Origin of the sequence: Maribacter sp. PR1 (assembly GCF_028464145.1) — a bacterium.
In the GTDB taxonomy this organism is placed as follows: Bacteria; Bacteroidota; Bacteroidia; order Flavobacteriales; family Flavobacteriaceae; genus Maribacter.
This window is the reverse complement of record NZ_JAQPCG010000005.1, coordinates 398,255-422,458: the sequence shown is the minus strand read 5'-3', so window position 1 is coordinate 422,458 and position 24,204 is coordinate 398,255. Positions and strand designations below refer to the sequence as shown.

The following is a 24,204-nucleotide window of genomic DNA, read 5'->3' as shown; positions in this document are numbered from 1 at the left end:
ACGCTGATGCGTGCGTCGGGGTCCGTAGGGCTGTAGTGCGTCTTGTTGCTGGTGTACTTGCTCCCCTTGTTGCCCGCACCGGGACGTTGGTCCTGGTCCTTGGCCCACTTCTTGTTCCGGCCCTTTATCGCATCCAGTTCTTTTTCGCTCGCCGTAACACTGCGTTGGCCTTTGTCCGACTTGTCGTTCTTGGATCTACGGTGCGGTCCTTCCTTGTCCATAGCACTGAGCGCACGTACCTTGCGCAAATGTTCGTCAAGGTCCTCTTCCGGCACCTTAAGCTCCAAGGTGTCCATACTTGCGTTCGCTTTCACGGGCGCACTGTCAATGGCCTGGGTATGGCCGCCGACCATTCCTTTTTCAATACAAAGCTTCAATACCTTGGTAAAGACCTTTTCAAATATAGACTCGGGGAAAAGTTGGCGTGTTCGGCTTATCGTACTATGCCAGGGCAGTGGCTCATCGATATCGTAACCGATAAAGTAAAGGATGTCCAATCGCATCGAACAATGGTCGATAAGTTTACGGTCGCTAATGATGTTCTCCAAGTACCCCACCAAGCACAACTTGAAGAACACCACGGGGTCGATGCTCTTTTGGCCGCTATCGCCGTAATGACCCTTGGTCAAGGGGTACAGGAAGTCTAGATCCAATACCTCTTTCAAACGCCTGTAAAAATTGTGCTGGGGAACACGGTCGCTCAATTGAAAATGGGCGAACAGCTTTTCTTGATAATCCTTCTTGCCTTGCATACCTAAAGTTACGATCGATCATTGGATCGGCAATGATCGTCAACGACTTTTTTCCCTAACTTGTGCAACAGGCACAATGCCTATAGTTAATGCAGACTTTGGTTTTTAATTCAGAGGTTTGTGTAAATTTGTAAAGACCGCAAAATCAGTTTGATTTTGCTTTGAGATAAAAAGTTAAAACAAAAAAACTGCTTTTGCTTAATGCGTAGTTGGAATTCTGTCGGATTTCTGCACCGCACTAAGCAGAGCCCAAACGATGATGTCCAATTATTCATTTTATTTTTATTTTCCTTAAAAGGTATTCATCGGTCGCTCCGCTCGGTCGCCTGCGGCGTACTTTTGTTGCACTGCTCGTGCAGTCAACACAACAACCCGCTCACAGATTTGCAGTTGACATACATAGCGCGGCGTTACCAATCAAATACAATTCAACAGAATGAGTAAAAATATCATAGTAGTACTACTTTTGCTAATTGGGATTAATCAGGTAAAATCTCAAGATGTTAATCAAATTGTAATCGGTACAAAACATTCACTTAGGTCTGCTATTTTGAATGAAGACAGAGAATACTGGATTAGTCTTCCTGATTCATACAATGATAAAGAATCATTCTATAAGAGCTATCCGTTACTTATTGTTCTTGATGGAAATGTACATTTTAAAGCTCTTTCTGGTATGGTCAACTATATGAGTTCTGATACATATAGAAGCCAAACGATTCCAGAAATGATTGTAGTTGCCATTCAAAATGTTGATAGAAGAAGAGACTACACACCTGATAAAATCATTACAGTTAGAGAGAATAATTCAGGCGGTGGAGAGAATTTTCTAAGTTTTTTAGAAGAAGAACTTATACCTGAATTGGATCAAAAGTATAGGACAGCACCCTATCGAATACTTTTTGGGCATTCTTTAGGAGGTTTGCTGGCCACGCATGTCTATATGAAAGAAAAGACACTTTTCAATTCATTTATTGCGGTTGACCCAAGTTTTGGAACATGGGATTCAGAAACCATGGACAAAAAGTTAGATTCCCTGACTGAACAATCATTTGAACGATTCATTTACATAGCCACTGCCAATTGGGGCAAAAGGAATATCAGAAACCGTGATCGCCATGTACGATTATTTGAGTCATTGAATAATAAATACAAAGGTGAATTACCTGCAAAATTAGAATACTTCGATAATGAAGACCATAGCTCAGTTCCAATCATTGCTTTTCATAACGGAATCTCTGCAATTTTTGAAGGCTATGGAATTTCCTATCGTGATGTGGAAGATAAAGAGCAATTAACTCAACATTTTCATGCACTTTCGGAAAGACTTTCATGGAGTTTTCGACCTCCCGAATATCTTGTAAACCAATTAGGTTATAGAATGCTACAAGGTGGAAATAATAAAGACAAATCCAATGCATTGGAATTTTTCATCTTGAATGTAGAAAATTACCCGAAATCATCTAATTCCTATGACAGCCTAGGAGAGGCTTATGAAACATTTGGTGATGCTCAAAAAGCAATCGAAAACTATAAAAAATCTCTTGAACTAAACCCAGGTAATGAACACGCCAGAATGAAAATAAAAGAATTAAGCAAGAGCGAATAAACACCATTGGTAACGCTGGGCTAAAGTGATAAAATCAAAGTAATTACAAAAAAATATGCCACTACATGGCCTTATCGACGACCGATAATGAGCCTCACGACACCCAAAAACAGGACAGATAACCACATTATCGTTAAAGGTTTTCACTATATTTCATTAAAATTAGCCGCCAACATTCCAACCCGCTCAATGGTTTGCAGTTGACGTACATAGCGCGGCGTTGTGCTTAATTTGAGAAATTGAAGTAAACGAAAAAATCCCATAAGCAAATTAATGCATCGAATATTTAATTTTAGAACTAAAGAAGTATAAATATGAAAGAAATACTTGAAGAATATGCTTTGATTGCTGAAATCATATCAGCCGTAGGTGTCATTATTTCATTGATTTTCGTTGGGTTCCAAGTTCGGGGCAATACAAAGGCGACCCAAGCATCAACGTTTCATCAGATAGCTGCTTTAGATATTAATATACTTTTAAGTTTAGGCCACACTAAAGAATCATCAAGAATAATAACAACGTTTCGAGGAAATCCTGATGCCTTATTAAAAGAAGAACAGGATCAAGGTTTTCACTTATTTGGTGCGGAAATTCGCCATGTTGAGAATTTATGGTTACAAAACGAAAACAAAATGTTAAGTAAAAGAGATTGGGAAGCTAGAAGAGCATTAGTTGAAGGGATGGTACTATCTCCTGGGTTTGGAGCTTTGTTAAAAAGTCCCAACAAAAGATTTTTTGATGGCTCATTTATGAAATATGGAGAGAACCTAAGAAAAATACATTTAAAAAAGAGTGATGATTTTGAAAATAACAATTAAGCACAACAATGGTTCAAAGCAATGACGCCAATCTTGCCTATTTCTGGTCCCGAAGGCTATCGGGACTCGCGAATTTTCAACTTGGTGTGTACTAGTAAAGTATGGTGCTAATCCACGCAACAAGTCATAGCTTAGACGATGATGCCCAATTATTCATTTTATTTTCATAAAGGTATTCATCGGTCGCTCCGCTCGGTCGCCCGTGGCGTGGTAGCCAATGGAAAGAACGACAGAAATCATCAAAGGGGATATGAAAATTAATATAGACAGCCATCTAACCATAAAGTGGGCAAAGGAGAAGTGTAAAATAGATGAAAAACAAAGAATTTACACCTAAGTTTATTTCGTTGCTTAAAGAAGGAATTAGCAGAAAGCAAATTTCCAAAGACGTTTTATCAGGAATCATTGTTGGGATTGTTGCTTTGCCTTTAGCAATAGCCTTTGCCATTGCATCGGGTGTGTCGCCAGAAAAAGGACTGATTACTGCAATTATTGCGGGTCTTGTGATTTCTATTCTTAGTGGTAGCCGAGTTCAAATAGGTGGGCCTACAGGAGCATTCATAATCATTGTATTTGGCATTGTACAAGAACACGGTGTTAATGGACTTACCATTGCCACTTTTATGGCAGGCTTTCTTATTATTGGCCTTGGAATACTGAAACTTGGGAATTACCTGAAATTTATTCCCTATCCTTTGATTGTCGGTTTTACAAGTGGTATTGCGGTCGTCATATTTTCAACTCAAATCAAAGATTTTTTAGGATTGGAAATGGAGAATATTCCTGCTGACTTTGTTGAAAAGTGGATTGTTTATTTCCAACATATTGACAGCATTAATTGGATAGCTTTTGGCATTGCTTTAGGTACAGTTTTAATTGCTTTTAATTTTTATCGAATCACCACCAAGGTACCAGGTTCTTTAGTGGCGATTGTACTTTGTACGTTATTCGTTTACTTTTTTGAGTTACCCGTGGAAACTATCGAAAGTAAATTCGGTGAAATTCCTAACAAAATAGCAATGCCACAAATACCAGTCATTAACTTTAAGGTTATTCAACAACTCATTGAACCAGCCATTGCCATAGCGCTTTTGGGAGCAATTGAATCTCTACTCTCAGCAGTAGTTGCAGATGGAATGGTGGGTGGAAAGCATCGTTCAAATATGGAACTTGTAGCTCAAGGAATTGGCAATGTTTTTTCAGGGCTTTTTGGTGGAATTCCTGCAACAGGTGCAATAGCCCGAACGGCTACTAATGTGAAAAATGGCGGAAGAACTCCCATTGCAGGTATTGTTCATGCAATTTTTCTACTTCTAATTATGCTACTTTTCGCACCAGTAGCCAAACTTATTCCATTGTCTTGTCTTGCAGGAATATTGATTGTTGTAGCTTACCATATGAGTGAATGGCAGCATTTCAAAGATTTACTAAAAAGCAATCGAATGGATATCATTGTCCTTTTGACAACCTTCTTTCTTACCGTATTTTTTGATTTGATTTTAGCCATTGAGATAGGAATGATTTTATCAAGTTTCATTTTCATGAAACGAATGAGCGAAGCAACAACCATTAATAATGCGGAAAATCTTTTTGGAACATCGGAAGGTAATGGAGAAAAACTATTTGAAGAAGAACTGCCATATATTCCAATCGATACCATGCTCTACGAAATAAATGGACCATTATTTTTTGGAGCATCCCACAAATTCCAAGAATTTCTATCAGATTTGAAACAAGAACCGAAAGTATTAATCATTAGAATGAGACACGTTCCTTTCATTGATGCTACTGCAGTAAATAGGTTAAAAGAATTTCAGCAAAAACTAAAATCGTACGGAACCACTATTATTATTTCAGGAGCAAATCGACAAGTAAGAGAAGAATTGTTTAAGTCCGAATTTCATTCACTCATTGACGATAACAATATACTTGATAACATTAACCAAGCGATTGAAAGAGCTGAAGAATTATTGAAAAAATAAACACTTGCTACCACATTGGCCATGCGTAATGCGGGTGAAGGTATTAAATGTAAGTAAGAACTATAAATATACCAATCAGCAAATGGACAATGAAGTGTTTTGAGAACCCGCAATACGCATGGCCTAGGCCGAATGATGTCCAATACCTTGAAAACCAATATTTACAGCCACTCCGTGGCCTTTTCGGTAACCGATCATGCGGTTCCCAATTACCAAAGCAGGACAATTAACCGCATCATCGTTAATGGTTTTCACTATATTTCCTTAAAATAAGAACTAGTATGAAGACCTATTTAAAATTCTTGACCTTTTATTTGATAACCATTTCTTTTGCTAATCAAGTCAGTGCACAGGAAGCTACAACAGCCCACAAAAATTCATTAGAAACCGTTGTATCCAAATATTACGCATTAAACCTTAAAATATTTCAAGCAAACTCGACGGTGGAGGATATCGACCATACCTTTGAACTTTTTACAGAGGACTTTACCTATGTTCATCCCAAGTATGGCGGTACCTATACCCGAGAGGATTTGTATAATGGATATGTGCGTAATCAAAAAAATGGAGGATATGACGGAAAAATTACCGACATCAAAATAAAAAATAAAATAATTGGACTTAATGCAGTGGCAGTAGAGAAAAGGTTTGTTGAAAAAGAAGATGGCAAAATAAAAGATGGAGAGCCCCAAATGACCCTTTTTGAATTTAGGGATGGGAAAATTTCGCGGATATTTGAATATTGGTAACAGCAAAAAGCGGAATATAATAATGTGAATAATCAATTATAGGATTATTTACTGACCAAAACCCAACAATTAATTCGTAAGGTGCTGATGGTCCTCTTCCTTTATAAAAGTTAGCTGCTTTACAAACGCCATTTGGGTGGTATACATTTAATTAAAAGTAAAATGAACAAAATTCTATCCCTTTTTAGTATCATACTACTATTTGTTTCTTGCCGAAAAGACAAATTAGAGCTTAACGTGAGAGAGGGTACACATGTTTCAAACGTTCAGATCATTACAACTGAAACAGGAACCTACTCCCCATTTATAGGTCACGTTGTTACGGACGGAAACAAAATAATCTATGTAGGAAAAGAAGAACCTAAGATTAACGGAGTATTTCAAAAAATTAATGGATCTGGAAAATTCCTGATTCCAGGGATGATCGATAGCCATGTACATATTACGGAGGTACAAGGTATGCTTCCCCATCAAATGGAAAAGTATCCGGAGCTTGCTAAAGAATTTAATGTACAAATGCCCAGAAGCTATTTATACAATGGGTTTACTACGCTCATTAATCTTGGGGGCATATATGAAGCGCAATTATCCTTTTTTAACAGACAACCACTAAGACCGGATTTATATCATACTGGGAGGTCTGGAGTCTCCGTTGCCAATGGGTACCCCATGAATTTTGCGCCTGAACAATTTCGATTTGATGCAGCGCCAAACTTCCTATATATGGAGAGTGAAGCCGACAATATCCCGGATAAATTTAATCCTGCGGACCATACACCAAAAGCTGTTGTTAATCGTATAAAAAAATCTGGGGCTATTGCCGTAAAATCGTATTACGAATCAGGTTTTAGAGGTATGTCGAAATTACCTGTGCCCACAAAAAGTATAATGAAAGCCTTGATACATGAGTCACACGCAAATCAACTTCCCTTAACCGTTCATGGCAATTCACTTGAAGCGCATTCCTTTCTGAGTGAAATGGGTGTGGACGTAATTGCTCACGGATTATGGAACTGGGAAAAATATAAAGACGTTCCTTTGGATTCTTTGCCCGCTGAAATAAAGAAGGTATTGGATTTACAAATCCGTAAACAAATTGGCTATACCCCAACGTTAACCGTTATTGCTGGGGAGGAAGCATTGGCCGATAATGAATTCTTAAAAGATCCTCAGCTTAAAAAAGTAGTGCCTCATAAAATGCTGGAGTGGTATAAAACTGAAGAAGGTCAATGGTTCGCCAATGAGCTTTTTATGGATTATTCCAGTGCGGAAATCCATGAAATTTATGGAAATATTCAGGCGCATGCGATGCTAGCTCTCAAATACCTATCCGATAATGGAGGCCTGATTCTGTTCGGTACCGATACTCCTTCTGCCCCAACCTATGGAAACCAACCTGGCCATAATGGATATTGGGAACTAAGCTTAATGAAAAAAGCGGGTGTACCATTGGACAAAATACTCTCCTCCGCTACTATCAATAATGCCAAGACCTTTCATTTGGATTCCTTAGGGTCTTTAGCAAAGGGTAAAAGGGCTAATATGATGTTGATGACAAAAAATCCATTGGAAGAAATAGAGGCTTACAATACCATTGAAAAAATATTCTTAGGAGGAGTAGTCATAGATAGAGAGGATGTATCCGTAAAATAAATACAATACAATCCCAATGGAATTAAAAATCCATCGTTAAATGAAAAGATAAGGTATTAAGACCTTAATCCTTCTGAATCAATGAACTAAGAACAAAAAAATACCCTAAATGGATTAAGACCACCTATCTGGAAGTAAAATCCGTAAATTCGCTAAGCGGAAAGACTTTTGAACAAAGAAACCCTTTCGCAGCCTAAAAAAAGAAAATGAACAAGCTATCAACCGGTGAGTTTTATGGGGAGCATTATAAAAAGTCTGCTTTTGATAATCTCATCATTACGGATACCGAGTACATTCATGAGAAGGTTGATTGGCATTACCACGAAAATCCGTATTTCACCTATCTGTTGGAAGGACAGCTATTCGAATCCAATAAAAAAGAATCCTATTATTTAGAACAGGGTGATTTATTATTTCACAATTGGCAAGACGCGCATTACAATGTAAAGCCTCCTTCATTTACTAGGGGATTTCATATTGAACTTAACATAAACTGGCTTATCAACTTTGGTGTTAAAATCGGGAAAGCCGAAGGCAGTTTACAAATTAAAGATCCCGTTGTAAAAAATTTGATGAATCAAATTTTTATGGAAACCAAAATAGGTGATCAATTCTCAACCATTGGAGTTGAATCTGCATTAGTTGATATTTTAAGCAGTATGAATAATTCAAAAAGTGCCAATACAAAAAAACCTATTTGGGCAAAAAAACTTCAAGAAGTATTGTGGGAAGAAAAATGTGATTACTCCTTAGACAGTTTAGGTAGAGTTTTAGGAATTCATCCGGTTCATTTATCCAGGAACTTCAACCGGTATTTTGGAACTAGTCTGGGCAATTATATCAGGTTATTAAAACTTAATAAAGCCTTTTGCCTCATTACCACGAAGAAGTACTCAATGACGGAAGTTTGCTATCAATGTGGTTTTTATGACCAGAGTCATTTTATTTCAAATTTTAAAAGGGTCTATAAAAAAACACCTACCCAACTATTAAAAGAAATGAGCCAAGGTTAATTTTATACAATTAGGTCATTTCAAAAAGTCTCATTTTTACCCAAAATTAAAATCAATCAAAAAATGAGAAATCATCAAATCAATCTATTCCTATTCATTCTTTTTTCCTTTTTCTCCAATGCCCAAGATATGTCCAAATATACAAGTGGTTGGGAAGGAAAAATGGCAACCCCTGAAGTATTTAAACTTAAGGTAGAAATCGAGAATTTAGGGTCTAAAAATTCGAGGTTTCGGATCTCCAATAGCAGCACTATCATTGACATTCCACTACACTTGGGCAAGGATTCAATAATTATAACGGGTTTCGAGGACAACTATTCCTTTGAAGGCGAACTATCTGAAGACGGTAAGGAAGTCAACGGATTTATTAAGTCCGGGATACTTCTTTACCATATTAACCTTAAAGCGTCTAAAAACAAGACCTATTCTGGGGTTTGGAATCCATTGATGATAGGTACACTGAAATCACTGAACTTTTATTTGAGTGTTGAAAATGGAAAAGGCAATGAATACGAAGCGTATCCTTTTTTTGGCGATAATAGATTTACCGGGACTTGGTGTTTCGATTTTCAAAAAGACAAGGACACTATTTCCTTTGCTGATTATAAGACTGGACTAAAATTTATAGGGAAGTTGCTTCCACAAAAAATTGAATTAGGTATTTATTTGGGAAAAAGCCTAATTACTTCCATTGATTTAAAAAAATCCTTGGACGATTGGAAAATTGGAGAATTTGTGACATCAATAATTGACGAAAATCTGGGAATTCTTCAACTTACCGAATTGGAAAATGGAATTTCAAAGAATTCATTTCCGAACACACATTCCGTTTTAGTTTCAGAAAATGGCAAAATAATCTATGAAAAGTATTTTGACGGATACACAGCCAATGTTCCGCATGATATGCGTTCCGCTTCTAAAAGTATCTCTTCAGCTATAGCTGGTATCGCAAAAGACCAAGTATTATTTACAAGTGTTGGTCAATCCATTTTTGATTTTCTTCCCAAAAAATATCAAAAGCAAAAAGACAGATTAAACGCCAAAATTGATATTAAAAGCCTATTGACGATGAGTTCTGGTCTCGATGCAGATGACTATACAAGAGAACGAACACCCGTTGCATCTGAAAACAACTACCAGCCCAGTGATGATTGGTTGGCAACGGTATTATCGGCACCTATGATTAACCGTCCAAACACAATTGCTGAATACGGTTCCGCAAACCCTTTTTTATTAGGGGTTGCTCTAGACTCTATAGTATCTGAACCCTTGGAATTATTTATGGACAAATACCTCTTTCAAAAACTGGAAATTTCCAATTACATTATTCAAACGGATGAAAAAGGCAAACCCTATTTTGGTGGTGGAATGTATCTTACACCGAGGGATATGATAAAATTTGGTGCTTTATACTTAAATAAGGGAAGATATAATAATGAACAAGTCATCTCAGAAAATTGGATAAATAGCTCAGTGAAAAAGTATTTACCCCTAGAGAACGTACCCGACAAGAACCCATACGGTTATTTATGGTGGCATAATACCTATCAGGCCAATAAAAAAATGGTGAGCTCAATAGAGGCTAGAGGTGCCGGAGGGCAATACATTTTTGTTGTCCCTGATTTAAAGGTCGTAGTTGCCATTACATCTGGCAATTGGAGAAATGGAAAGACCCAACAACCCGAAATTATTTTTGAAGAATATATTCTACCTTACCTTGATGATTGAAAAACCAACAATCAACTTCATCAATCTTTATTGGTGTTTGAAGACGTGATACCAGGTGATTAGTTTTCAGTATATTTCTATAAGAATTAAAAAATATCTAAACATCCCGAACTAGGCTTTCAAAGATGTCAAATATCAAAAGGCATTATATTTTAAAAAGAGTACTTGAAAAATACTGAATAAATGGATTTAGAAAAAAATAAGGCAAACGCCATAGCATTTTACAAAACAGCTTATGAAGGCAATCCAAAAAAGGCAGTTGACTTATACGTAGGAAGTGAATACATACAACACAACCCGGAAGTGGAAGACGGACTCGATGGTTTTGTTGCTTATTTTGAAAGAATGCGGAAGGAATACCCAGTAAAATCGATTGAATTTGTACGTTGTATTGCCGAAAATGATATAGTTGCACTACATACTCATCAAACTTGGCCCGAGAATGATGAGTACGTGACCATGGATTTTTTACGCTTTGATGAACATGGAAAAATTTGTGAGCATTGGGATGCTATTCAACAGATACCTAAGGAATCGGCAAACCCCAATACTATGTATTAAACCAAAAAAAATCGATTATAATTTTTAATTGGACAAACTTCCCTGAAATAAATGACTACAATTTTATCTGTTAATAAAAAGCTTGAAATAAAGGTCGTTGCCAACTTGGCCCATACTATATGGAAGGAACATTATACCCCTATTATTGGGGAAGATCAGGTAGTATTCATGTTGAATAAATTTCAGTCTGAAAACGCCATAAGCGCTCAAATAAAAGAAGGCTTCAATTATTTTCTTATAGCACATCAGGAGGCTTACGTAGGGTATTTTGCTTTTTGTCTTCAAAAGGATGCTCTATTTTTAAGTAAATTCTATGTCCTAAGGTCCGAAAGAGGTAAAGGATACGGAAAAGCGGCACTCAAATTCATTGAGGCAAAGGCCAAAAACCTTGGTTCAAAAAAAATAAAACTAACGGTTAATAAGAACAACTCCAATTCTATCACGGCCTACGAAAAAATGGGGTTTATAAATGTGGAGAGCATTGTACAGGACATTGGTAATGGTTTTGTTATGGACGATTATGTTCTAGAGAAAAGTATAGTCTAAAGACTTTTAATTTTTCTATCAATAATTCCATAGTATTGAATATCCACCCTGCAAACAGATTAAATACTATCTTTAAAAAATAGGTTTTCCCTGGAATTAAATTTTTAAAAAATCAGTATGAAAAGAAGACTTTTATTGGGAGTGATAGGAATGAGTCCGTTAGGACTTATTTCTTCCAAAATTCCAGATTCAGAAAGATCAATTGTGGATATTCTTATAAACAGATGGAAAAAGTCAAAAGACTATACCCTATTGGTGTTCGATGCCATGCCGGCGGACCAATTGGAATATAGGCCTACCCCGGAACAAATGAGCTATGTACAGCATTTTATGCATATGGGTTTTACCAATAATGCCTTTATTGGTACCTTAATGGATTCGAATTCTTACGCAGATTTCAATGCCCTTATGGAAGCACAATTCTTTCTAGAACGTCCCGATCCCATTAGTCTTTTTCAACCAGATCGTTTACAGGAAAGAACACCACAAATGAATAAAGAGCTCGTATCCAAATATTTAGCGGAAACCTTTGATTACGTTATCGACAGTTTAAATAAAGTCAAGGACGACATCCTAAAAAATGGTAAGGACAAGATTAAACCTTGGTATTTGGAAGGCCATACCAATCTCGATTTAATTTTACGGGCCGAAAACCATACAGCGCATCACAGGGCCCAGGCAATTTGCTATTTGAGAATGAAGGGTGTTCAACCTCCAGGGTATTCAAAAAACAATACGTTGTAGCTTTTTAAACAATCTTCGTTGTTAACCCTCTTTATTTACTGACAAAACATGTTCAACGATTGATTTAAGCTCTTCCTCCAAAGTATACTTTGGAAAACTTTTGTTCGCTTGTCTATACCAATAACCAGCATTAAATCGGTCGCCCTCCTTTCTATGTAGATAGGCATGTATCCAGCTTCCCAATGAATTGTGAATATCCTGGGCAATATCATGTGAGGATTCCCAGTCTCCCTTGGCATCGTACCAAAGTGCCCTTAGCCCAGATGGCCAACCCTTGGGAGCCTCGTCCAAGGAAAGTGTATCCTGAAATGCCTTATAATTATCGGGTATCATTTTGCGACTTTTTCTACTAATTTACCAACCGTTAATCCTTGCACCACAATAGAAAAAACAACAACCACGTAGGTTATTACCAAAAACAGGTCACGATGCATATCCTGTGTTAATCCAAGGGCCAATGCAATAGAAATGCCGCCTCGTAATCCACCCCAAGTCATGACCAAATTGGTTTTTGGAACAAAATCCAACTTCTTCTCAAAAAACTTTATAGGTATTAATAAGCTCAAATAACGGCACCCCAAAACAATGGGAATCGTTATGAGTCCGGCCACAATATAGCTGGTCTCAAAACTGATTACCAATAATTCCATACCAATGAGTACAAATAATAGCGTATTCAATAGAATATCCAAAAGCTCCCAAAACTTATCCACGTAGGTTTCGGTGGTTTCGGACATGGCCGAATTTCGTACTGTGTCATTACCCACTACCAATCCGGCCGTAACCATTGCCAATGGTGCTGACAAATGGAATTTTTGGGCCACTACGGTACCCATCATCACCGCTGCCAGGGTTATAATTACTTCAATATCATAATCGTCGATACTACGCATTAACCGAAAGGTTCCCCAACCTATAATCAATCCCCATACAATACCACCAATAACTTCTACCCCAAAGAGTTCCAATATCTCTAGTGGTTCCACAGGCGACCCACCAGAAGACGCCATTTTAAAAATGGTTAAAAACACCACAACTCCTACTCCATCATTAAATAAGGATTCACCAACAATTTTTGTTTCCAATTTTTTTGGCGCACCGGCTTTCTTTAATATACCCAGAACTGCTATGGGGTCCGTTGGTGAAATTAGGGCGCCAAATAAAAGACAGTGAATAAAATTGACCTCGATTGGAGTCATCTTCAGTAGATAGAACATAATAGTACCGACCAAAAAAGTAGACACCAGAACACCTATGGTAGAGAATACCAAAATAGGCCATCGTTGCACCCTGAGTTGCTCAAAATTGGTATGTAAGGCTCCTGCAAAAAGCAGAAAACTTAGCATGATATCCAAAAGCACTGTCTTGAAATCAATCTTAGTAATAATGTACCTTTCGGCATTCAATAGGGTATCATCAACATAGCCAATAAGAAAAATGACAAGTGTAAATACAATGGTAATTAACATGAGCCCAATCGTATTGGGCAACTTTAAGAACCGCACGTTGATATAACCAAAAATAGCAGATATAAAAACTAGTACTGCACTGATAATGAAGTAATCCATATATATTATTTAAATCATTGCTATAAATTCTTGTTCCGTAATAATCGGGATGCCCAGCTTCTCTGCTTTCGTCCTTTTACTAGGTCCCATTTTGTCACCTGCCACCAAGTAACCCGTCTTTGAGGAAATAGAGGAGCCCACCTTGCCTCCATTGTCCTCTATCAATTTTTTAAGTTCGTCCCTGCTCACGGTTTCGAATACCCCGGAGACCACAAAGGTAATTCCTTTTAAAAGCTCGGTTTGATTCTCCAATTTTTCAGCTGAAAGTTTCAGCTGAACTCCTTTCTCCCGTAAACGATTTATGGTATCTACATTTTTGGGGTTCTGAAAAAATTCTACCACGCTTTCTGCGATACGGTCCCCTATTTCATCCACAGCCATCAAGTCTTCCTGACTAGCTTGCATTAAGGCATCAATACTTTTATAAGCTTTTGCCAATTTTTTCGCCACCGTTTCACCTACATATCTAATTCCCAATGCAAACAAAACGCGTTCAAATGGAATCTTGACGGATTCAGCCACACCTTGAACCAAATTTTCAGCTGATCTTTCAGCCATTCTCTCTAAAGGCAGTAATTGATCTTTTGTGAGTTCATATAAATCTGCGTAGTCTTCTATCAACCCTTCCTTAAAAAGTAATTCTACAGTTTCGCCTCCTAGCCCTTCAATATCCATTGCCTTTCTTGAAATATAATGCTGAATACGACCTGTTATCTGTGGAGGACAGCCATATTCATTGGGGCAATAATGTTTTGCATCACCGGGTGTCCTTTCCAATGGTGTATGACATTCCGGACATTCTTGAATATATACAGTAGGTTGGGAATTCCTAGGTCTTTTGGAAAAATCAACGGCTATAATTTTGGGGATGATTTCACCTCCCTTTTCAACATATACGGTATCCCCTTCCCGAATATCAAGTTTTTCTATTTGATCGGCATTATGGAGCGATGCTCGCTTCACGGTAGTCCCTGCCAACAATACAGGTTGCAGATTGGCAACAGGGGTAATGGCACCTGTTCGTCCGACTTGATAGGTGATTTCATTCAAGACCGTATAGACCTGCTCCGCCTTAAATTTATAGGCCATGGCCCATCTCGGGGACTTTGCAGTATAACCGAGTTCCTCTTGATGCTGAATTGTATTGACCTTCACTACAACCCCATCCGTTTCATAAGGCAAGGTATGCCTATTTATATCCCAATACTCCACGAAATCCATGACCTCCTGGGTATTTTTACATAATTTGGCCACCGATGGCACTTTAAAGCCCCATTCCCGGGCTTTTTCCAGCATTTCAAATTGTGTGTTGATGCCCGTATCCCTGCCTACAATACTATACAATAAACATTCTAAAGGACGTTGGGCCACCAGAGCACTGTCCTGAAGCTTTAGACTTCCAGAAGCGGTGTTCCTAGGGTTCATATAGGGCTCTTCCCCGTTGGCAACACGTTCTTCATTCATTTTTACAAAGCCATCAAAAGGAAGTACAATTTCTCCTCGAATGTCAAACTTCTGGGGGAAATCCCCTTTTAGTTGTAGTGGGACGGATTTTATTGTTTTTATATTGGTCGTGACATCATCACCTTGTAAACCATCACCCCGGGTAACCGCCCTTAGAATCCTGCCATTCTCATAAGTAATACTGATGGACGCCCCATCATATTTAAGCTCACACGTATAAGAAACAGGGACATCCCCTAAGTTTCTTTGAATTCTTTTTTCCCAATCCTCAAGGTCTTCTTTAGAATAGGAGTTATCCAAGGAATACATCCTGTGCTCATGTACAACAGTTTCAAAATTCTTGGTAACCATACCTCCCACTCTTAAGGAAGGAGAACTCTCATCATAAAATTCAGGATGCTTTACCTCTAAAGCTTGTAGTTCCTTGAGTTTCATATCAAACTCAAAATCAGAGATGCTAGGGTTGTCCAGCACATAATAATTATAATTATGCTCCCTCAATTCATCTCTGAGTTCCTTTATTTTGGCTTTCACGCTCATTTATAATTGTTCTTTATTCATCCATTTGGCAACCGGTACAGGTTCAAAGCTTTCCATCATCCGCAATAAACCATCAATGTTCTTATTGACTAAAATGGATTTATAATTGGCTTCTTTGACGAAACCCATATTAACCATTTTATATAGCATTTCTATAAGCTCATCATAAAAACCGTCCGTATTCAATATTCCAATAGGATACTGATGTAAGCCCAGTTGCGACCATGTAAGCATTTCAAAAAATTCCTCCAAGGTACCATAACCGCCAGGTAGCATAATAATACCATCGGACAATTCGTGCATCTTTAATTTACGCTCATGCATATTTTGGGTCACGATCAATTTCGATAAACTTTCATGAAAAACCTCCTTATGCATTAGAAATTCAGGGATAACTCCAATTACATTTCCATTGAAATCCAAGGCGCCTTGGGCAACCCGACCCATAACCCCTATTTTGGCCCCACCATACACCAAGGTTCTGTTGCTTTCCGCCAACACCTTCCCTAGTTGATATCCTTCCTTAGAGTACGATTGCTCAAAACCATCACTACTTCCACAAAAAACCACGATACTTTTCATTTCTTCATGGCTTTTATCATCCGGTCATTACCAAACATATCTTTTCTTAATTCAATATTATCAAAACCATAACCTTCAAGGAGATTGCAAGTTTCCTTTCCTAAATACTGATTAATTTCAAAATACAAAATACCGTTCGTTTTTAATTGCTCCGATGCAAAGGAAGCAATACTCCTATAAAAAATTAATGGCTCTTCATTTGTAACAAAAAGTGCGCTAGTAGGCTCGAAATCTACTACATTTTTATTTATTTTATTTTTTTCTAAATCCCTAACATAAGGCGGATTGGAAACTATTATATCAAATTTTTCTTTAATACTTAAATTTAATATGTCTGCCTTTAAAAACTCGACAGCCACCTTATTTTTTGTGGCATTCTGTACAGCAACTTTCAAGGCTTCGTCCGATATATCCACCCCAAGGATTTTAACGTTATCCAAGGCCCTTGCCAAGCTAATGGCGATACAACCGCTACCAGTACCAAGGTCTAAAATGTCCAGTACTTTACCTTTAGGTTTTATATCTTCTAATATCCAACGCACCAGTTCCTCCGTTTCTGGACGAGGAATCAAAACATGGGGACCGACATCGAATTCCATGTCCATAAAATGGGCCTTACCCATAATATGTTGAACAGGTCGCTCCAATTTTAAATCCGACAAGGCATTAAATAATTTAGATTCCCCCTCCTTATCCACCACGAGGTTTGGTTCCAATACCAAAACAAATCGTTCCAAGCCCAAATAATGTTCGATCAACAAATAAAAAAAGCTACCGACTTCATGTTCTCCGTACAGCTGGTCCAATTCTTTATGAAAGATTTTCTTTATTTCCTTTAACAACATCCTAAAGTGTCTTCAGCATCCAAACAGGACAGGAATAATGACCCGTATCTCCCATACGTGTATCAATGTAGTCAAATCCCGACTTCTTGTATAGCACTTGAGCTCCTTGCATGTAGGGCATGGTTTCCAAATAACATTTTTCAAAACCAAACCTACGCGCACTATCTAGGCACGCGTTCATCATTTTGACTCCAAGCCCCCTACCCCTAGCTTCCTTTAAAAAATACATTTTCTGCAGCTCACATACATTGCCCTCGTAGTTTTCCAATTGCGCCACGCCGGCACAACCTATTATTTTGCCACCTTCATCGATAACAAAATAAGTAGCCCTAGGAACATCGTAGTTTTCAAACATATGATCCAAAGCCTTATCGGCATAGGCCGTACCCACTTTGGGAACTCCCATCTCTACTAGAACCTCACGAATAACCCTTGCAACTTCTTCGTCATCACTTTGTTCAATCTCTCTAATAATGACCTCTTTCATAGTAAATTTAGAATAGGTTTTAAAGTACTATTTTTGATTTGTGAAGATACACGAATTGAGTAAAAACCTAAAACGCAATTTGCAATAACCTCCTAGTTATGGATTCATTTCACAATACGTCTAAAATGGAAACATCGATAAACGAGAAATACATGAATCGATGTATTGAAATTGCAAAAAATGGGCTTGGTCAAACGGCACCAAATCCTATGGTAGGAGCAGTAATTGTTCATAACGACCTTATATTAGGAGAAGGCTATACCAGTCCGTATGGCGGACCTCATGCCGAGGTCAATGCAATCAATTCGGTTAAGGATAAATCAAAACTGGCCAAATCTACCTTGTATGTTACCCTAGAACCATGTTCGCATTATGGAAAAACGCCACCATGTGCAAATTTAATTGTAGAGCATAAAATACCTCGGGTCGTTATTGGGCTTATAGACCCTCACGACAAAGTTGCAGGTAAAGGAATTCAACTTCTGAAAAAAGCCGGTTGCTCTGTTACGGTTGGTGTTTTAGCAGAATATTGTAGAAATCATCATAAAAGATTTCTAACCTTTCATGAGAAAAAACGTCCTTATATTATCTTAAAATGGGCAGAAACACTGGATGGTTTTATAGCACCAACAAATAAAATGCGAAGCAAAAACCCTGAACCCTATTGGATCACCAATTCCTATTCCAGACAGCTAGTTCACAAATGGCGTAGTGAAGAGCAAGGAATTCTAGTAGGCACCAATACAGTACTTGAAGACAACCCAAGATTAGATGTGAGATTATGGCAAGGAAAATCACCTATCAGAATTGTAATTGACAGAAACTTAAAAATACCGAAGAGTTTTCACGTTCTTAAAGGCACTCCTCCAACAATCTTATTTTCTTTAATTAAAAATTTAAATAAAGTATTTAAAAATATTGATATAGAATACTTAACAAAAAATAAAAATGTTTCTTTAGACATATCTAAAAAGCTTTATGAGCACAACATTCAAAGTGTTTTAATTGAAGGGGGCGCAAAAACAATACAGAGTTTTATCGATTGTAATGTATGGGACGAAGCTAGAATTTTTGTAGGTAGTGCTACCTTTAAGGACGGTACAAAAGCACCCATCCTAAAAGGTGAGCTAATTGATGAAAAAATGATTCTAAAGGACCAATTAAAAATAATAAGAAATGCTTAAAAACATCATCTTTGATTTTGGGGACATTTTCATAAACTTGGATAAACCTGCAGTATTTAGGAATATGGTTCCTTTTGGCTATAGCAACTATACGGATGAACTAGATTTTCTCGCAAAACAGTATGAAACCGGTCTAATTTCTTCCCGCGAATTTATTCACAAACTTAACAACCTCTACCCTAAAGCTAGCCGCAAGGATATCGTAGAGGCATGGAATTCTATTTTACTGGATTTTCCCGAACATCGGTTGGAATTTATCGAAAACCTAAAGGATAAGGATTCGCATCGACTGTTTTTATTAAGCAACACAAACGATCTACATATCGATTATGTCATTGAAACCATGGGAGAGGACCGCTTTAAAAGGTTTAAAAATTGCTTTGAAGGATTCTATTTATCCCAACAGGTAAAAATGAGGAAACCTAATACGGAAATTTATAAATATGTGCTAAATGAAAATTCATTAAGGCCCGAGGAAACTTTATTCATTGATGACACGAAAGAAAATACGGATAGCGCCGAAAAGCTTGGGATTCAATGCTGGAACCTTCAAGTAGGAAAAGAGGATATTACTGAATTAACCCAGCGGTTGTAATGGAGTACCTAGGCCTTAGTATCCTTGCCTCTAGTATGATATTTGTAATATTTAAACTGTATACAAAATATAGAATACAGACACTCTATGCCATTATCGTAAACTATTTTATAGCATGTGCAGTAGGGCTTTACTTCTATAGGGGCGACCTTAATTTTAATGAAATCTCACAAAAACCATGGTTCTGGGGAACCGTTGGTCTGGGCCTCCTTTTTATTGTTGTATTCAATCTAATGGCCGCAACCTCTCAAAAAATTGGGGTGTCAGCAGCCTCCGTAGCCACTAAGATGTCCTTGGCGATTCCAGTCATCTTTGGTGTCTGGGTCTATGAGGAATACTTGGGTTTATTTGAAGTCATCGGGATTTTACTCGCATTAGCAGCCGTTTACCTGGCTACCATGAAAAAAAAGAGCGTTGTGACCCATAAATATTTACTTCTACTTCCCATTGCTGTTTTCTTAGGTTCTGGAGTTATTGACACAAGCATCAAATACGCGCAGCAAATGTACGTCCAGGAACATGAGTTCCCCTTGTTTTCAGCATTGGTTTTTGGTTCTGCTGCCTGTATCGGAGTGATTTTCATTTTAGGAAGGTCTTTTGATAAACCAATCAGAATAAATTTTAAGAATATACTCGGCGGTATTTGTTTGGGGGTACCCAACTATTTTTCCATTTACTTTTTAATGAAGGCTTTAGATGCTAGTATCTTAAATAGTGCTTCAATATTCACCATCAACAATGTGGCCATTGTAATGCTGTCCACATTGTTAGGAATTTTATTATTTAAAGAGCGTATAAGTTTAAAAAATTGGCTGGGAATTGGATTAGCCGTTGTCAGTATTATTTTGGTCGCCTTGGGCAACTCTATACAAAATAGCCTAATGAACTAATTTAGATGACAAAGAATAAATACAGCTATAAAACGATTCGCTCACCTTCTAAAGAAATTCTTTTTAAAGAAAAGAAAAGTAAGTTTTATGGATATACCTTTCCTTTAAACCATGAAGACGAAGTAAAACCTATAATTGATGAACTACGTACACTGCATTCATCTGCCAACCATGTATGTTATGCCTGGCAAATAGGCGTGGAAGCTATCCATTATAGAGCCAATGATGATGGAGAACCTAATAATTCTGCCGGAATGCCCATTTATGGACAAATACAATCATTCGAATTGACCAATGTTCTGATAGCTGTGGTACGAATTTTTGGAGGCACTAAACTCGGAGTAGGCGGATTAATTTCGGCTTATAAAGAAACGGCTAAGATTGCTTTGGAAAATTCCAAAATCATAAATAAGGTTCTTAAAACTCAAATTAAATTGAGCTTTGAATACGAAGAAATGGACACCGTAATGCGTTTTATAAAAAAACACCAGCTAGATGCTATTTCTCAAAATCTTCACCTCAATTGTGAAATCATCTTATCTATCCCCAAAAATAAAGTCCAAAATATTTTGGGACTTTTAAAAGCATACCACAAAATTTCAGTTGAAACTTCAGCATGATATTGTAGGATTTAATGCAGTCTTTCCAAAATATAGTCTGGACATTTTATCGGTTTTTTCTTATGGCTATCCATGAACACCAAAACAGTATTTGCCTCCACAAGAATTTCCTGAATTTCATTTAAGATTGTATAGTCAAATTCTATCCTAACAGTGGGTGTTTTTTTTAGTCGTGTCCTAACCGTAATTAGATCATCGTAACGTGCGGAACTCTTATAATCTATTTTTAATGAAATAACGGGCAGCATAACACCCTTTTCTTCCATCCACTTATAGGAAACCCCAAGGGACCTCAGCCACTCAACCCTTCCCATCTCCAAATATTGCGCATAGTTACCATAGTACACGATGCCCATTTGGTCAGTTTCAGCATATCTAACCCGAAAAGAAATTTCGTTAAAGTCCATTGATTTCTAATTAAAAACTATATATTTAAAGCCCCCCGATGTTCGTTAGCGAACATGAGAAAAAAAAAGGTCAAATTCAATAGAGATTGATTTTTTTTTTAGATTTTTTGTTCACATATTTGTCCACTTGACAGAGCTAAAATAATTGACACTATATTTTGTTTTGTTCGCTTTTAAATAACCAATAACGAGAGCTTTTTTTTATTATGAATGTTACTGCTGATTCCGTATGGAAAAATTGTTTGGTATTTATCAAAGATAATATCCAACCGCAGGCGTTCAAAACATGGTTTGAACCCATTAAACCTATTAAGCTTTCCGAGAATTCGTTAAGTATTCAAGTTCCCAGTAAGTTTTTCTACGAGTGGTTAGAGGAACATTATGTTAAACTATTAAAAGTTGCGCTTACGAAACAACTGGGCGAGTCCGCAAAATTGGTATACATAATTAGAATGGAAAATACTTATGGGAACAAAGAACCATTCACGGAAAAAATACCTAGTTCAAATAGAGGCAATATGAGCCCTCAGGAAATGGACGTACCCATAAAATCTAAAAATCCTGAATTAAGAAATCCTTTCGTAATTCCTGGTATCAGAAATATCAAAATTGAATCCCAATTAAACCCAAGTTATAATTTTGATAATTTCTTGGAGGGTGATTCTAATCGGTTGGCAAGGTCTGCGGGTATGGCTGTAGCCAATAAACCAGGAGGCACTTCGTTTAATCCACTATTGGTTTTTGGTGGGGTTGGTCTGGGCAAGACCCATCTAGCTCATGCCATTGGTGTTGAAATCAAGGACAAATATCCAGAAAGGACAGTACTCTACATCTCTGCAGAGAAATTTACACAACAATATATAGAGTCCGTCAAAAAGAATACGAGGAATGATTTTATTCATTTCTATCAATTAATTGATGTATTGATTATCGATGATGTACAGTTCCTTTCCGGTAAATCGGGAACACAGGATGTTTTCTTCCATATTTTTAATCACCTCCATCAAAATGGAAAACAAGTGGTGCTTACATCGGATAAAGCACCCGTTGACATGCAAGATTTTGAACAAAGACTTTTGTCCCGATTTAAATGGGGTCTTTCTGCCGAACTTCAAAGTCCAGATTACGAAACCCGTATCTCTATTCTTAATAATAAACTGTATAGAGATGGTGTGGAAATGCCAGAAGATATCATTGAATATGTTGCAAAGCACATAAAATCCAATATTAGGGAATTAGAAGGTGCCATTATTTCATTGATTGCCCAATCTACGCTTAATAAACGTGAAGTTACGATAGAACTCGCCCAGCAAGTAGTTGAAAAATTTGTAAAAAACACAAAAAGGGAGGTGTCTATCGATTACATACAAAAAGTAGTATCCGACTACTTCGAGATGGACGTAGCCACATTGCAATCTAAAACAAGAAAAAGGCATATAGTGCAAGCAAGACAATTGGCCATGTTTTTTGCGAAAAAATTTACCAAGGCATCCCTGGCCAGTATAGGCTCGCAAATAGGAAAACGTGATCACGCTACAGTTTTACATGCCTGTAAAACAGTTGACAACCTAGCTGAAACAGATAAGCAGTTCCGAAAATACATTGAGGATTTGACCAAAAAATTCTCCTAAACTTTATGAGGACTAAAGTTTTAATGGTTTGCCTAGGTAATATCTGTAGGTCACCATTGGCTGAAGGTATCCTAAAAAGTAAAGTAGATACCGATGATGTTTTTATAGATTCGGCAGGTACAGGCGGTTATCACATAGGGAATTCCCCAGATTCTAGATCCATCGAAGTGGCGCTTAAATATGGTATTGATATTAGCAACCAAACCTGTAGAAAACTAACGTCTTCCGACTTGGAAGAATTTGATATTATCTATGCGATGGACAAAAGCAATTATACTAATATTTTGAGCTTAAGTAAAACCCAAGAACAAGCCAAGAAAATTAAATTATTGCTTAACGAAATTAATCGACCAGAAAAAGAAGTACCAGATCCATACTATGATTCAGTTGATGGCTTTGAGAAGGTTTACCACCTAATAGATCAGGCTTGTGAGGCGATTGCCCGAAAATTATCCTAAAAATGTCAGACCAACTAACTAAAAAAGGAAAACTCTACTTAATACCATCCACCCTAGGAGAGATACCTCCTCTTGAGGTATTACCCATTTCTATTAAGAGGGCGATAGAGGACATCAATATATACATCGTTGAGAACGAAAAGACAGCTCGTCATTTTATAAAAAAAATATCACCTAGAAAATCTCAGCCTTCCCTTACAATGTTTGCACTAAATAAATTTACCGAAGTATCAGAAATACCAAGCTTTTTAAATCCGTGTATCGAAGGACATAATGTTGGAATATTGTCAGAAGCAGGCTGCCCGGGAATTGCCGACCCAGGTGCATCTGTGGTCAAGATTGCTCATGAAAAGAATATTCAGGTTGTCCCTTTAGTTGGTCCATCATCCATTATTCTGGCACTTATGGCCAGTGGTCTTAATGGTCAAAATTTTGCTTTTAATGGCTATCTGCCTATTGACGGCTCCGAAAGGCGCAAAGAAATAAAGAAATTAGAAAGGAAGTCCAAAGAGGAAAACCAATCACAAATTTTCATCGAAACACCATATCGCAATAATAAACTCTTGGAGGAATTGATAAAAACAGTTTCGGGCAGCACTCAAATTTGTGTAGCATGTGATATTACCTTAACTACCGAATATATTATGACCAAATCGGCCTTGGAATGGAAAAAGGAGCAAGTGGATTTACACAAGAGACCGGCAATTTATATATTACAAGCATAAAAAAGCCCAGACAATTTTGCCAGGGCTTTCCCATTTCCATATTTAATTTATTT

General features: G+C 37.4%; 26 protein-coding genes. 17 read left to right on the top strand and 9 right to left on the bottom strand.

Annotation, left to right across the window (positions count from 1 at the left end; genetic code table 11):
* A partial coding sequence (locus PP182_RS12840) for a transposase (RefSeq protein ID WP_272651660.1) occupies nt 1-752 on the bottom strand: 752 nt, incomplete at its 3' end.
* 436 nt (nt 753-1,188) lie between these two features.
* Between PP182_RS12840 and PP182_RS12835 the strand changes: the two genes are divergently transcribed.
* The 3 genes from PP182_RS12835 (at nt 1,189) to PP182_RS12825 (ending at nt 5,161) form a co-directional block, all read left to right on the top strand.
* Nucleotides 1,189-2,361, top strand: coding sequence for an alpha/beta hydrolase-fold protein (locus PP182_RS12835; protein ID WP_272651659.1), 1,173 nt, complete (start codon nt 1,189-1,191; stop codon nt 2,359-2,361).
* 314 nt (nt 2,362-2,675) lie between these two features.
* The gene (locus PP182_RS12830; protein WP_272651658.1) at nt 2,676-3,179 is read left to right on the top strand and encodes a hypothetical protein; all 504 of its coding nucleotides are present in this window, start codon (nt 2,676-2,678) and stop codon (nt 3,177-3,179) included.
* Nucleotides 3,180-3,490: 311 nt separating this feature from the next.
* Complete coding sequence (locus PP182_RS12825) at nt 3,491-5,161, top strand: SulP family inorganic anion transporter (protein ID WP_272651657.1); 1,671 nt, start codon at nt 3,491-3,493, stop codon at nt 5,159-5,161.
* Nucleotides 5,162-5,284: 123 nt separating this feature from the next.
* Here the strand turns inward: PP182_RS12825 and PP182_RS12820 are convergent, their stop codons facing one another.
* Entirely contained in the window at nt 5,285-5,416 is a 132-nt protein-coding gene (locus tag PP182_RS12820; RefSeq protein WP_272651656.1) for a hypothetical protein, read from the bottom strand.
* A 26-nt stretch (nt 5,417-5,442) separates the two neighbouring features.
* Here PP182_RS12820 and PP182_RS12815 point away from each other — a divergent pair, with 26 nt between their 5' ends.
* The 7 genes from PP182_RS12815 to PP182_RS12785 all read left to right on the top strand — a co-directional run bounded on the left by PP182_RS12815 (nt 5,443) and on the right by PP182_RS12785 (nt 12,155).
* Nucleotides 5,443-5,910, top strand: a complete 468-nt coding sequence (locus tag PP182_RS12815) for a nuclear transport factor 2 family protein (protein WP_272651655.1) — start codon at nt 5,443-5,445, stop codon at nt 5,908-5,910.
* A gap of 162 nt (nt 5,911-6,072) precedes the next feature.
* Complete coding sequence (locus PP182_RS12810; RefSeq protein ID WP_272651654.1) at nt 6,073-7,563, top strand: amidohydrolase family protein; 1,491 nt, start codon at nt 6,073-6,075, stop codon at nt 7,561-7,563.
* Between the two features lie 206 nt (nt 7,564-7,769).
* Nucleotides 7,770-8,576 carry an AraC family transcriptional regulator gene (locus PP182_RS12805; protein WP_272651653.1) on the top strand — a complete coding sequence of 269 codons (807 nt, stop codon included), beginning with the start codon at nt 7,770-7,772 and terminating at the stop codon, nt 8,574-8,576.
* A 63-nt stretch (nt 8,577-8,639) separates the two neighbouring features.
* Nucleotides 8,640-10,304, top strand: coding sequence for a serine hydrolase domain-containing protein (locus PP182_RS12800; protein WP_272651652.1), 1,665 nt, complete (start codon nt 8,640-8,642; stop codon nt 10,302-10,304).
* Between the two features lie 183 nt (nt 10,305-10,487).
* Nucleotides 10,488-10,865 carry a nuclear transport factor 2 family protein gene (locus tag PP182_RS12795; protein ID WP_272651651.1) on the top strand — a complete coding sequence of 126 codons (378 nt, stop codon included), beginning with the start codon at nt 10,488-10,490 and terminating at the stop codon, nt 10,863-10,865.
* Nucleotides 10,866-10,916: 51 nt separating this feature from the next.
* Nucleotides 10,917-11,411 carry a GNAT family N-acetyltransferase gene (locus PP182_RS12790; RefSeq protein ID WP_272651650.1) on the top strand — a complete coding sequence of 165 codons (495 nt, stop codon included), beginning with the start codon at nt 10,917-10,919 and terminating at the stop codon, nt 11,409-11,411.
* 117 nt (nt 11,412-11,528) lie between these two features.
* Nucleotides 11,529-12,155, top strand: coding sequence for a DinB family protein (locus tag PP182_RS12785; protein ID WP_272651649.1), 627 nt, complete (start codon nt 11,529-11,531; stop codon nt 12,153-12,155).
* A gap of 21 nt (nt 12,156-12,176) precedes the next feature.
* Here PP182_RS12785 and PP182_RS12780 read toward each other — a convergent pair whose 3' ends face one another.
* From PP182_RS12780 to PP182_RS12755, 6 genes are read right to left on the bottom strand one after another with little or no spacing between them, the layout of a single operon-like run.
* The gene (locus PP182_RS12780) at nt 12,177-12,488 is read right to left on the bottom strand and encodes a hypothetical protein (protein ID WP_272651648.1); all 312 of its coding nucleotides are present in this window, start codon (nt 12,486-12,488) and stop codon (nt 12,177-12,179) included.
* Entirely contained in the window at nt 12,485-13,723 is a 1,239-nt protein-coding gene (locus tag PP182_RS12775; RefSeq protein ID WP_272651647.1) for a cation:proton antiporter, read from the bottom strand. The genes PP182_RS12780 and PP182_RS12775 overlap by 4 nt, the downstream gene beginning before the upstream one ends.
* A 9-nt stretch (nt 13,724-13,732) precedes the next feature.
* Nucleotides 13,733-15,727, bottom strand: coding sequence for an NAD-dependent DNA ligase LigA (ligA, locus tag PP182_RS12770; RefSeq protein ID WP_272651646.1), 1,995 nt, complete (start codon nt 15,725-15,727; stop codon nt 13,733-13,735).
* Nucleotides 15,728-16,309, bottom strand: coding sequence for a TIGR00730 family Rossman fold protein (locus PP182_RS12765; RefSeq protein WP_272651645.1), 582 nt, complete (start codon nt 16,307-16,309; stop codon nt 15,728-15,730).
* Nucleotides 16,306-17,154, bottom strand: coding sequence for a peptide chain release factor N(5)-glutamine methyltransferase (gene prmC, locus PP182_RS12760; RefSeq protein WP_272651644.1), 849 nt, complete (start codon nt 17,152-17,154; stop codon nt 16,306-16,308). The genes PP182_RS12765 and prmC overlap by 4 nt, the downstream gene beginning before the upstream one ends.
* Nucleotide 17,155: 1 nt before the next feature.
* Nucleotides 17,156-17,641 carry a GNAT family N-acetyltransferase gene (locus PP182_RS12755; protein ID WP_272651643.1) on the bottom strand — a complete coding sequence of 162 codons (486 nt, stop codon included), beginning with the start codon at nt 17,639-17,641 and terminating at the stop codon, nt 17,156-17,158.
* Between the two features lie 98 nt (nt 17,642-17,739).
* On the opposite strand from PP182_RS12755, the gene ribD reads away from it, so the two are divergent.
* From ribD to PP182_RS12735, 4 genes are read left to right on the top strand one after another with little or no spacing between them, the layout of a single operon-like run.
* The gene (gene ribD, locus PP182_RS12750; RefSeq protein ID WP_272651642.1) at nt 17,740-18,825 is read left to right on the top strand and encodes a bifunctional diaminohydroxyphosphoribosylaminopyrimidine deaminase/5-amino-6-(5-phosphoribosylamino)uracil reductase RibD; all 1,086 of its coding nucleotides are present in this window, start codon (nt 17,740-17,742) and stop codon (nt 18,823-18,825) included.
* On the top strand, nt 18,818-19,420 hold the full coding sequence (locus PP182_RS12745) for an HAD family hydrolase (RefSeq protein WP_272651641.1): 603 nt from the start codon (nt 18,818-18,820) through the stop codon (nt 19,418-19,420). Before ribD ends, PP182_RS12745 begins: the two co-directional genes overlap by 8 nt.
* Nucleotides 19,420-20,310 (top strand): EamA family transporter, encoded by an 891-nt coding sequence (locus PP182_RS12740; RefSeq protein ID WP_272651640.1) that lies wholly within the window; start codon nt 19,420-19,422, stop codon nt 20,308-20,310. Before PP182_RS12745 ends, PP182_RS12740 begins: the two co-directional genes overlap by 1 nt.
* A 5-nt stretch (nt 20,311-20,315) precedes the next feature.
* On the top strand, nt 20,316-20,930 hold the full coding sequence (locus PP182_RS12735) for an IMPACT family protein (protein WP_272651639.1): 615 nt from the start codon (nt 20,316-20,318) through the stop codon (nt 20,928-20,930).
* An 11-nt stretch (nt 20,931-20,941) separates the two neighbouring features.
* On the opposite strand, the gene PP182_RS12730 is transcribed toward PP182_RS12735, so the two are convergent.
* Complete coding sequence (locus PP182_RS12730; protein WP_272651638.1) at nt 20,942-21,337, bottom strand: acyl-CoA thioesterase; 396 nt, start codon at nt 21,335-21,337, stop codon at nt 20,942-20,944.
* 206 nt (nt 21,338-21,543) lie between these two features.
* On the opposite strand from PP182_RS12730, the gene dnaA reads away from it, so the two are divergent.
* Genes dnaA through PP182_RS12715 form a run of 3 tightly spaced genes read left to right on the top strand, consistent with a single transcriptional unit; the run spans nt 21,544 to nt 24,151 of the window.
* On the top strand, nt 21,544-22,968 hold the full coding sequence (gene dnaA, locus PP182_RS12725; protein ID WP_272651637.1) for a chromosomal replication initiator protein DnaA: 1,425 nt from the start codon (nt 21,544-21,546) through the stop codon (nt 22,966-22,968).
* A 5-nt stretch (nt 22,969-22,973) separates the two neighbouring features.
* Nucleotides 22,974-23,426: a low molecular weight protein-tyrosine-phosphatase gene (locus PP182_RS12720; RefSeq protein WP_272651636.1), complete on the top strand. Its 453-nt coding sequence runs from the start codon at nt 22,974-22,976 to the stop codon at nt 23,424-23,426.
* Between the two features lie 2 nt (nt 23,427-23,428).
* A complete protein-coding gene (locus PP182_RS12715) occupies nt 23,429-24,151 on the top strand; it encodes an SAM-dependent methyltransferase (RefSeq protein ID WP_272651635.1) in 723 nt (240 codons plus the stop codon).
* Nucleotides 24,152-24,204 lie beyond the last annotated feature (53 nt).

Bases quoted from the DNA above. Each gene is read 5' to 3' on its own strand.
- PP182_RS12765 (WP_272651645.1), bottom strand. From the start codon at position 16,309: ATGAAAAGTATCGTGGTTTTTTGTGGAAGTAGTGATGGTTTTGAGCAA.
- ligA (WP_272651646.1), bottom strand. From the start codon at position 15,727: ATGAGCGTGAAAGCCAAAATAAAGGAACTCAGAGATGAATTGAGGGAG.
- PP182_RS12775 (WP_272651647.1), bottom strand. From the start codon at position 13,723: ATGGATTACTTCATTATCAGTGCAGTACTAGTTTTTATATCTGCTATT.
- PP182_RS12825 (WP_272651657.1), top strand. From the start codon at position 3,491: ATGAAAAACAAAGAATTTACACCTAAGTTTATTTCGTTGCTTAAAGAA.
- PP182_RS12810 (WP_272651654.1), top strand. From the start codon at position 6,073: ATGAACAAAATTCTATCCCTTTTTAGTATCATACTACTATTTGTTTCT.
- prmC (WP_272651644.1), bottom strand. From the start codon at position 17,154: ATGTTGTTAAAGGAAATAAAGAAAATCTTTCATAAAGAATTGGACCAG.
- dnaA (WP_272651637.1), top strand. From the start codon at position 21,544: ATGAATGTTACTGCTGATTCCGTATGGAAAAATTGTTTGGTATTTATC.
- PP182_RS12815 (WP_272651655.1), top strand. From the start codon at position 5,443: ATGAAGACCTATTTAAAATTCTTGACCTTTTATTTGATAACCATTTCT.
- PP182_RS12720 (WP_272651636.1), top strand. From the start codon at position 22,974: ATGAGGACTAAAGTTTTAATGGTTTGCCTAGGTAATATCTGTAGGTCA.
- PP182_RS12835 (WP_272651659.1), top strand. From the start codon at position 1,189: ATGAGTAAAAATATCATAGTAGTACTACTTTTGCTAATTGGGATTAAT.
- PP182_RS12735 (WP_272651639.1), top strand. From the start codon at position 20,316: ATGACAAAGAATAAATACAGCTATAAAACGATTCGCTCACCTTCTAAA.
- PP182_RS12785 (WP_272651649.1), top strand. From the start codon at position 11,529: ATGAAAAGAAGACTTTTATTGGGAGTGATAGGAATGAGTCCGTTAGGA.
- PP182_RS12805 (WP_272651653.1), top strand. From the start codon at position 7,770: ATGAACAAGCTATCAACCGGTGAGTTTTATGGGGAGCATTATAAAAAG.
- PP182_RS12795 (WP_272651651.1), top strand. From the start codon at position 10,488: ATGGATTTAGAAAAAAATAAGGCAAACGCCATAGCATTTTACAAAACA.
- PP182_RS12755 (WP_272651643.1), bottom strand. From the start codon at position 17,641: ATGAAAGAGGTCATTATTAGAGAGATTGAACAAAGTGATGACGAAGAA.
- PP182_RS12730 (WP_272651638.1), bottom strand. From the start codon at position 21,337: ATGGACTTTAACGAAATTTCTTTTCGGGTTAGATATGCTGAAACTGAC.
- PP182_RS12780 (WP_272651648.1), bottom strand. From the start codon at position 12,488: ATGATACCCGATAATTATAAGGCATTTCAGGATACACTTTCCTTGGAC.
- PP182_RS12790 (WP_272651650.1), top strand. From the start codon at position 10,917: ATGACTACAATTTTATCTGTTAATAAAAAGCTTGAAATAAAGGTCGTT.
- ribD (WP_272651642.1), top strand. From the start codon at position 17,740: ATGGATTCATTTCACAATACGTCTAAAATGGAAACATCGATAAACGAG.
- PP182_RS12740 (WP_272651640.1), top strand. From the start codon at position 19,420: ATGGAGTACCTAGGCCTTAGTATCCTTGCCTCTAGTATGATATTTGTA.
- PP182_RS12800 (WP_272651652.1), top strand. From the start codon at position 8,640: ATGAGAAATCATCAAATCAATCTATTCCTATTCATTCTTTTTTCCTTT.
- PP182_RS12745 (WP_272651641.1), top strand. From the start codon at position 18,818: ATGCTTAAAAACATCATCTTTGATTTTGGGGACATTTTCATAAACTTG.
- PP182_RS12830 (WP_272651658.1), top strand. From the start codon at position 2,676: ATGAAAGAAATACTTGAAGAATATGCTTTGATTGCTGAAATCATATCA.
- PP182_RS12715 (WP_272651635.1), top strand. From the start codon at position 23,429: ATGTCAGACCAACTAACTAAAAAAGGAAAACTCTACTTAATACCATCC.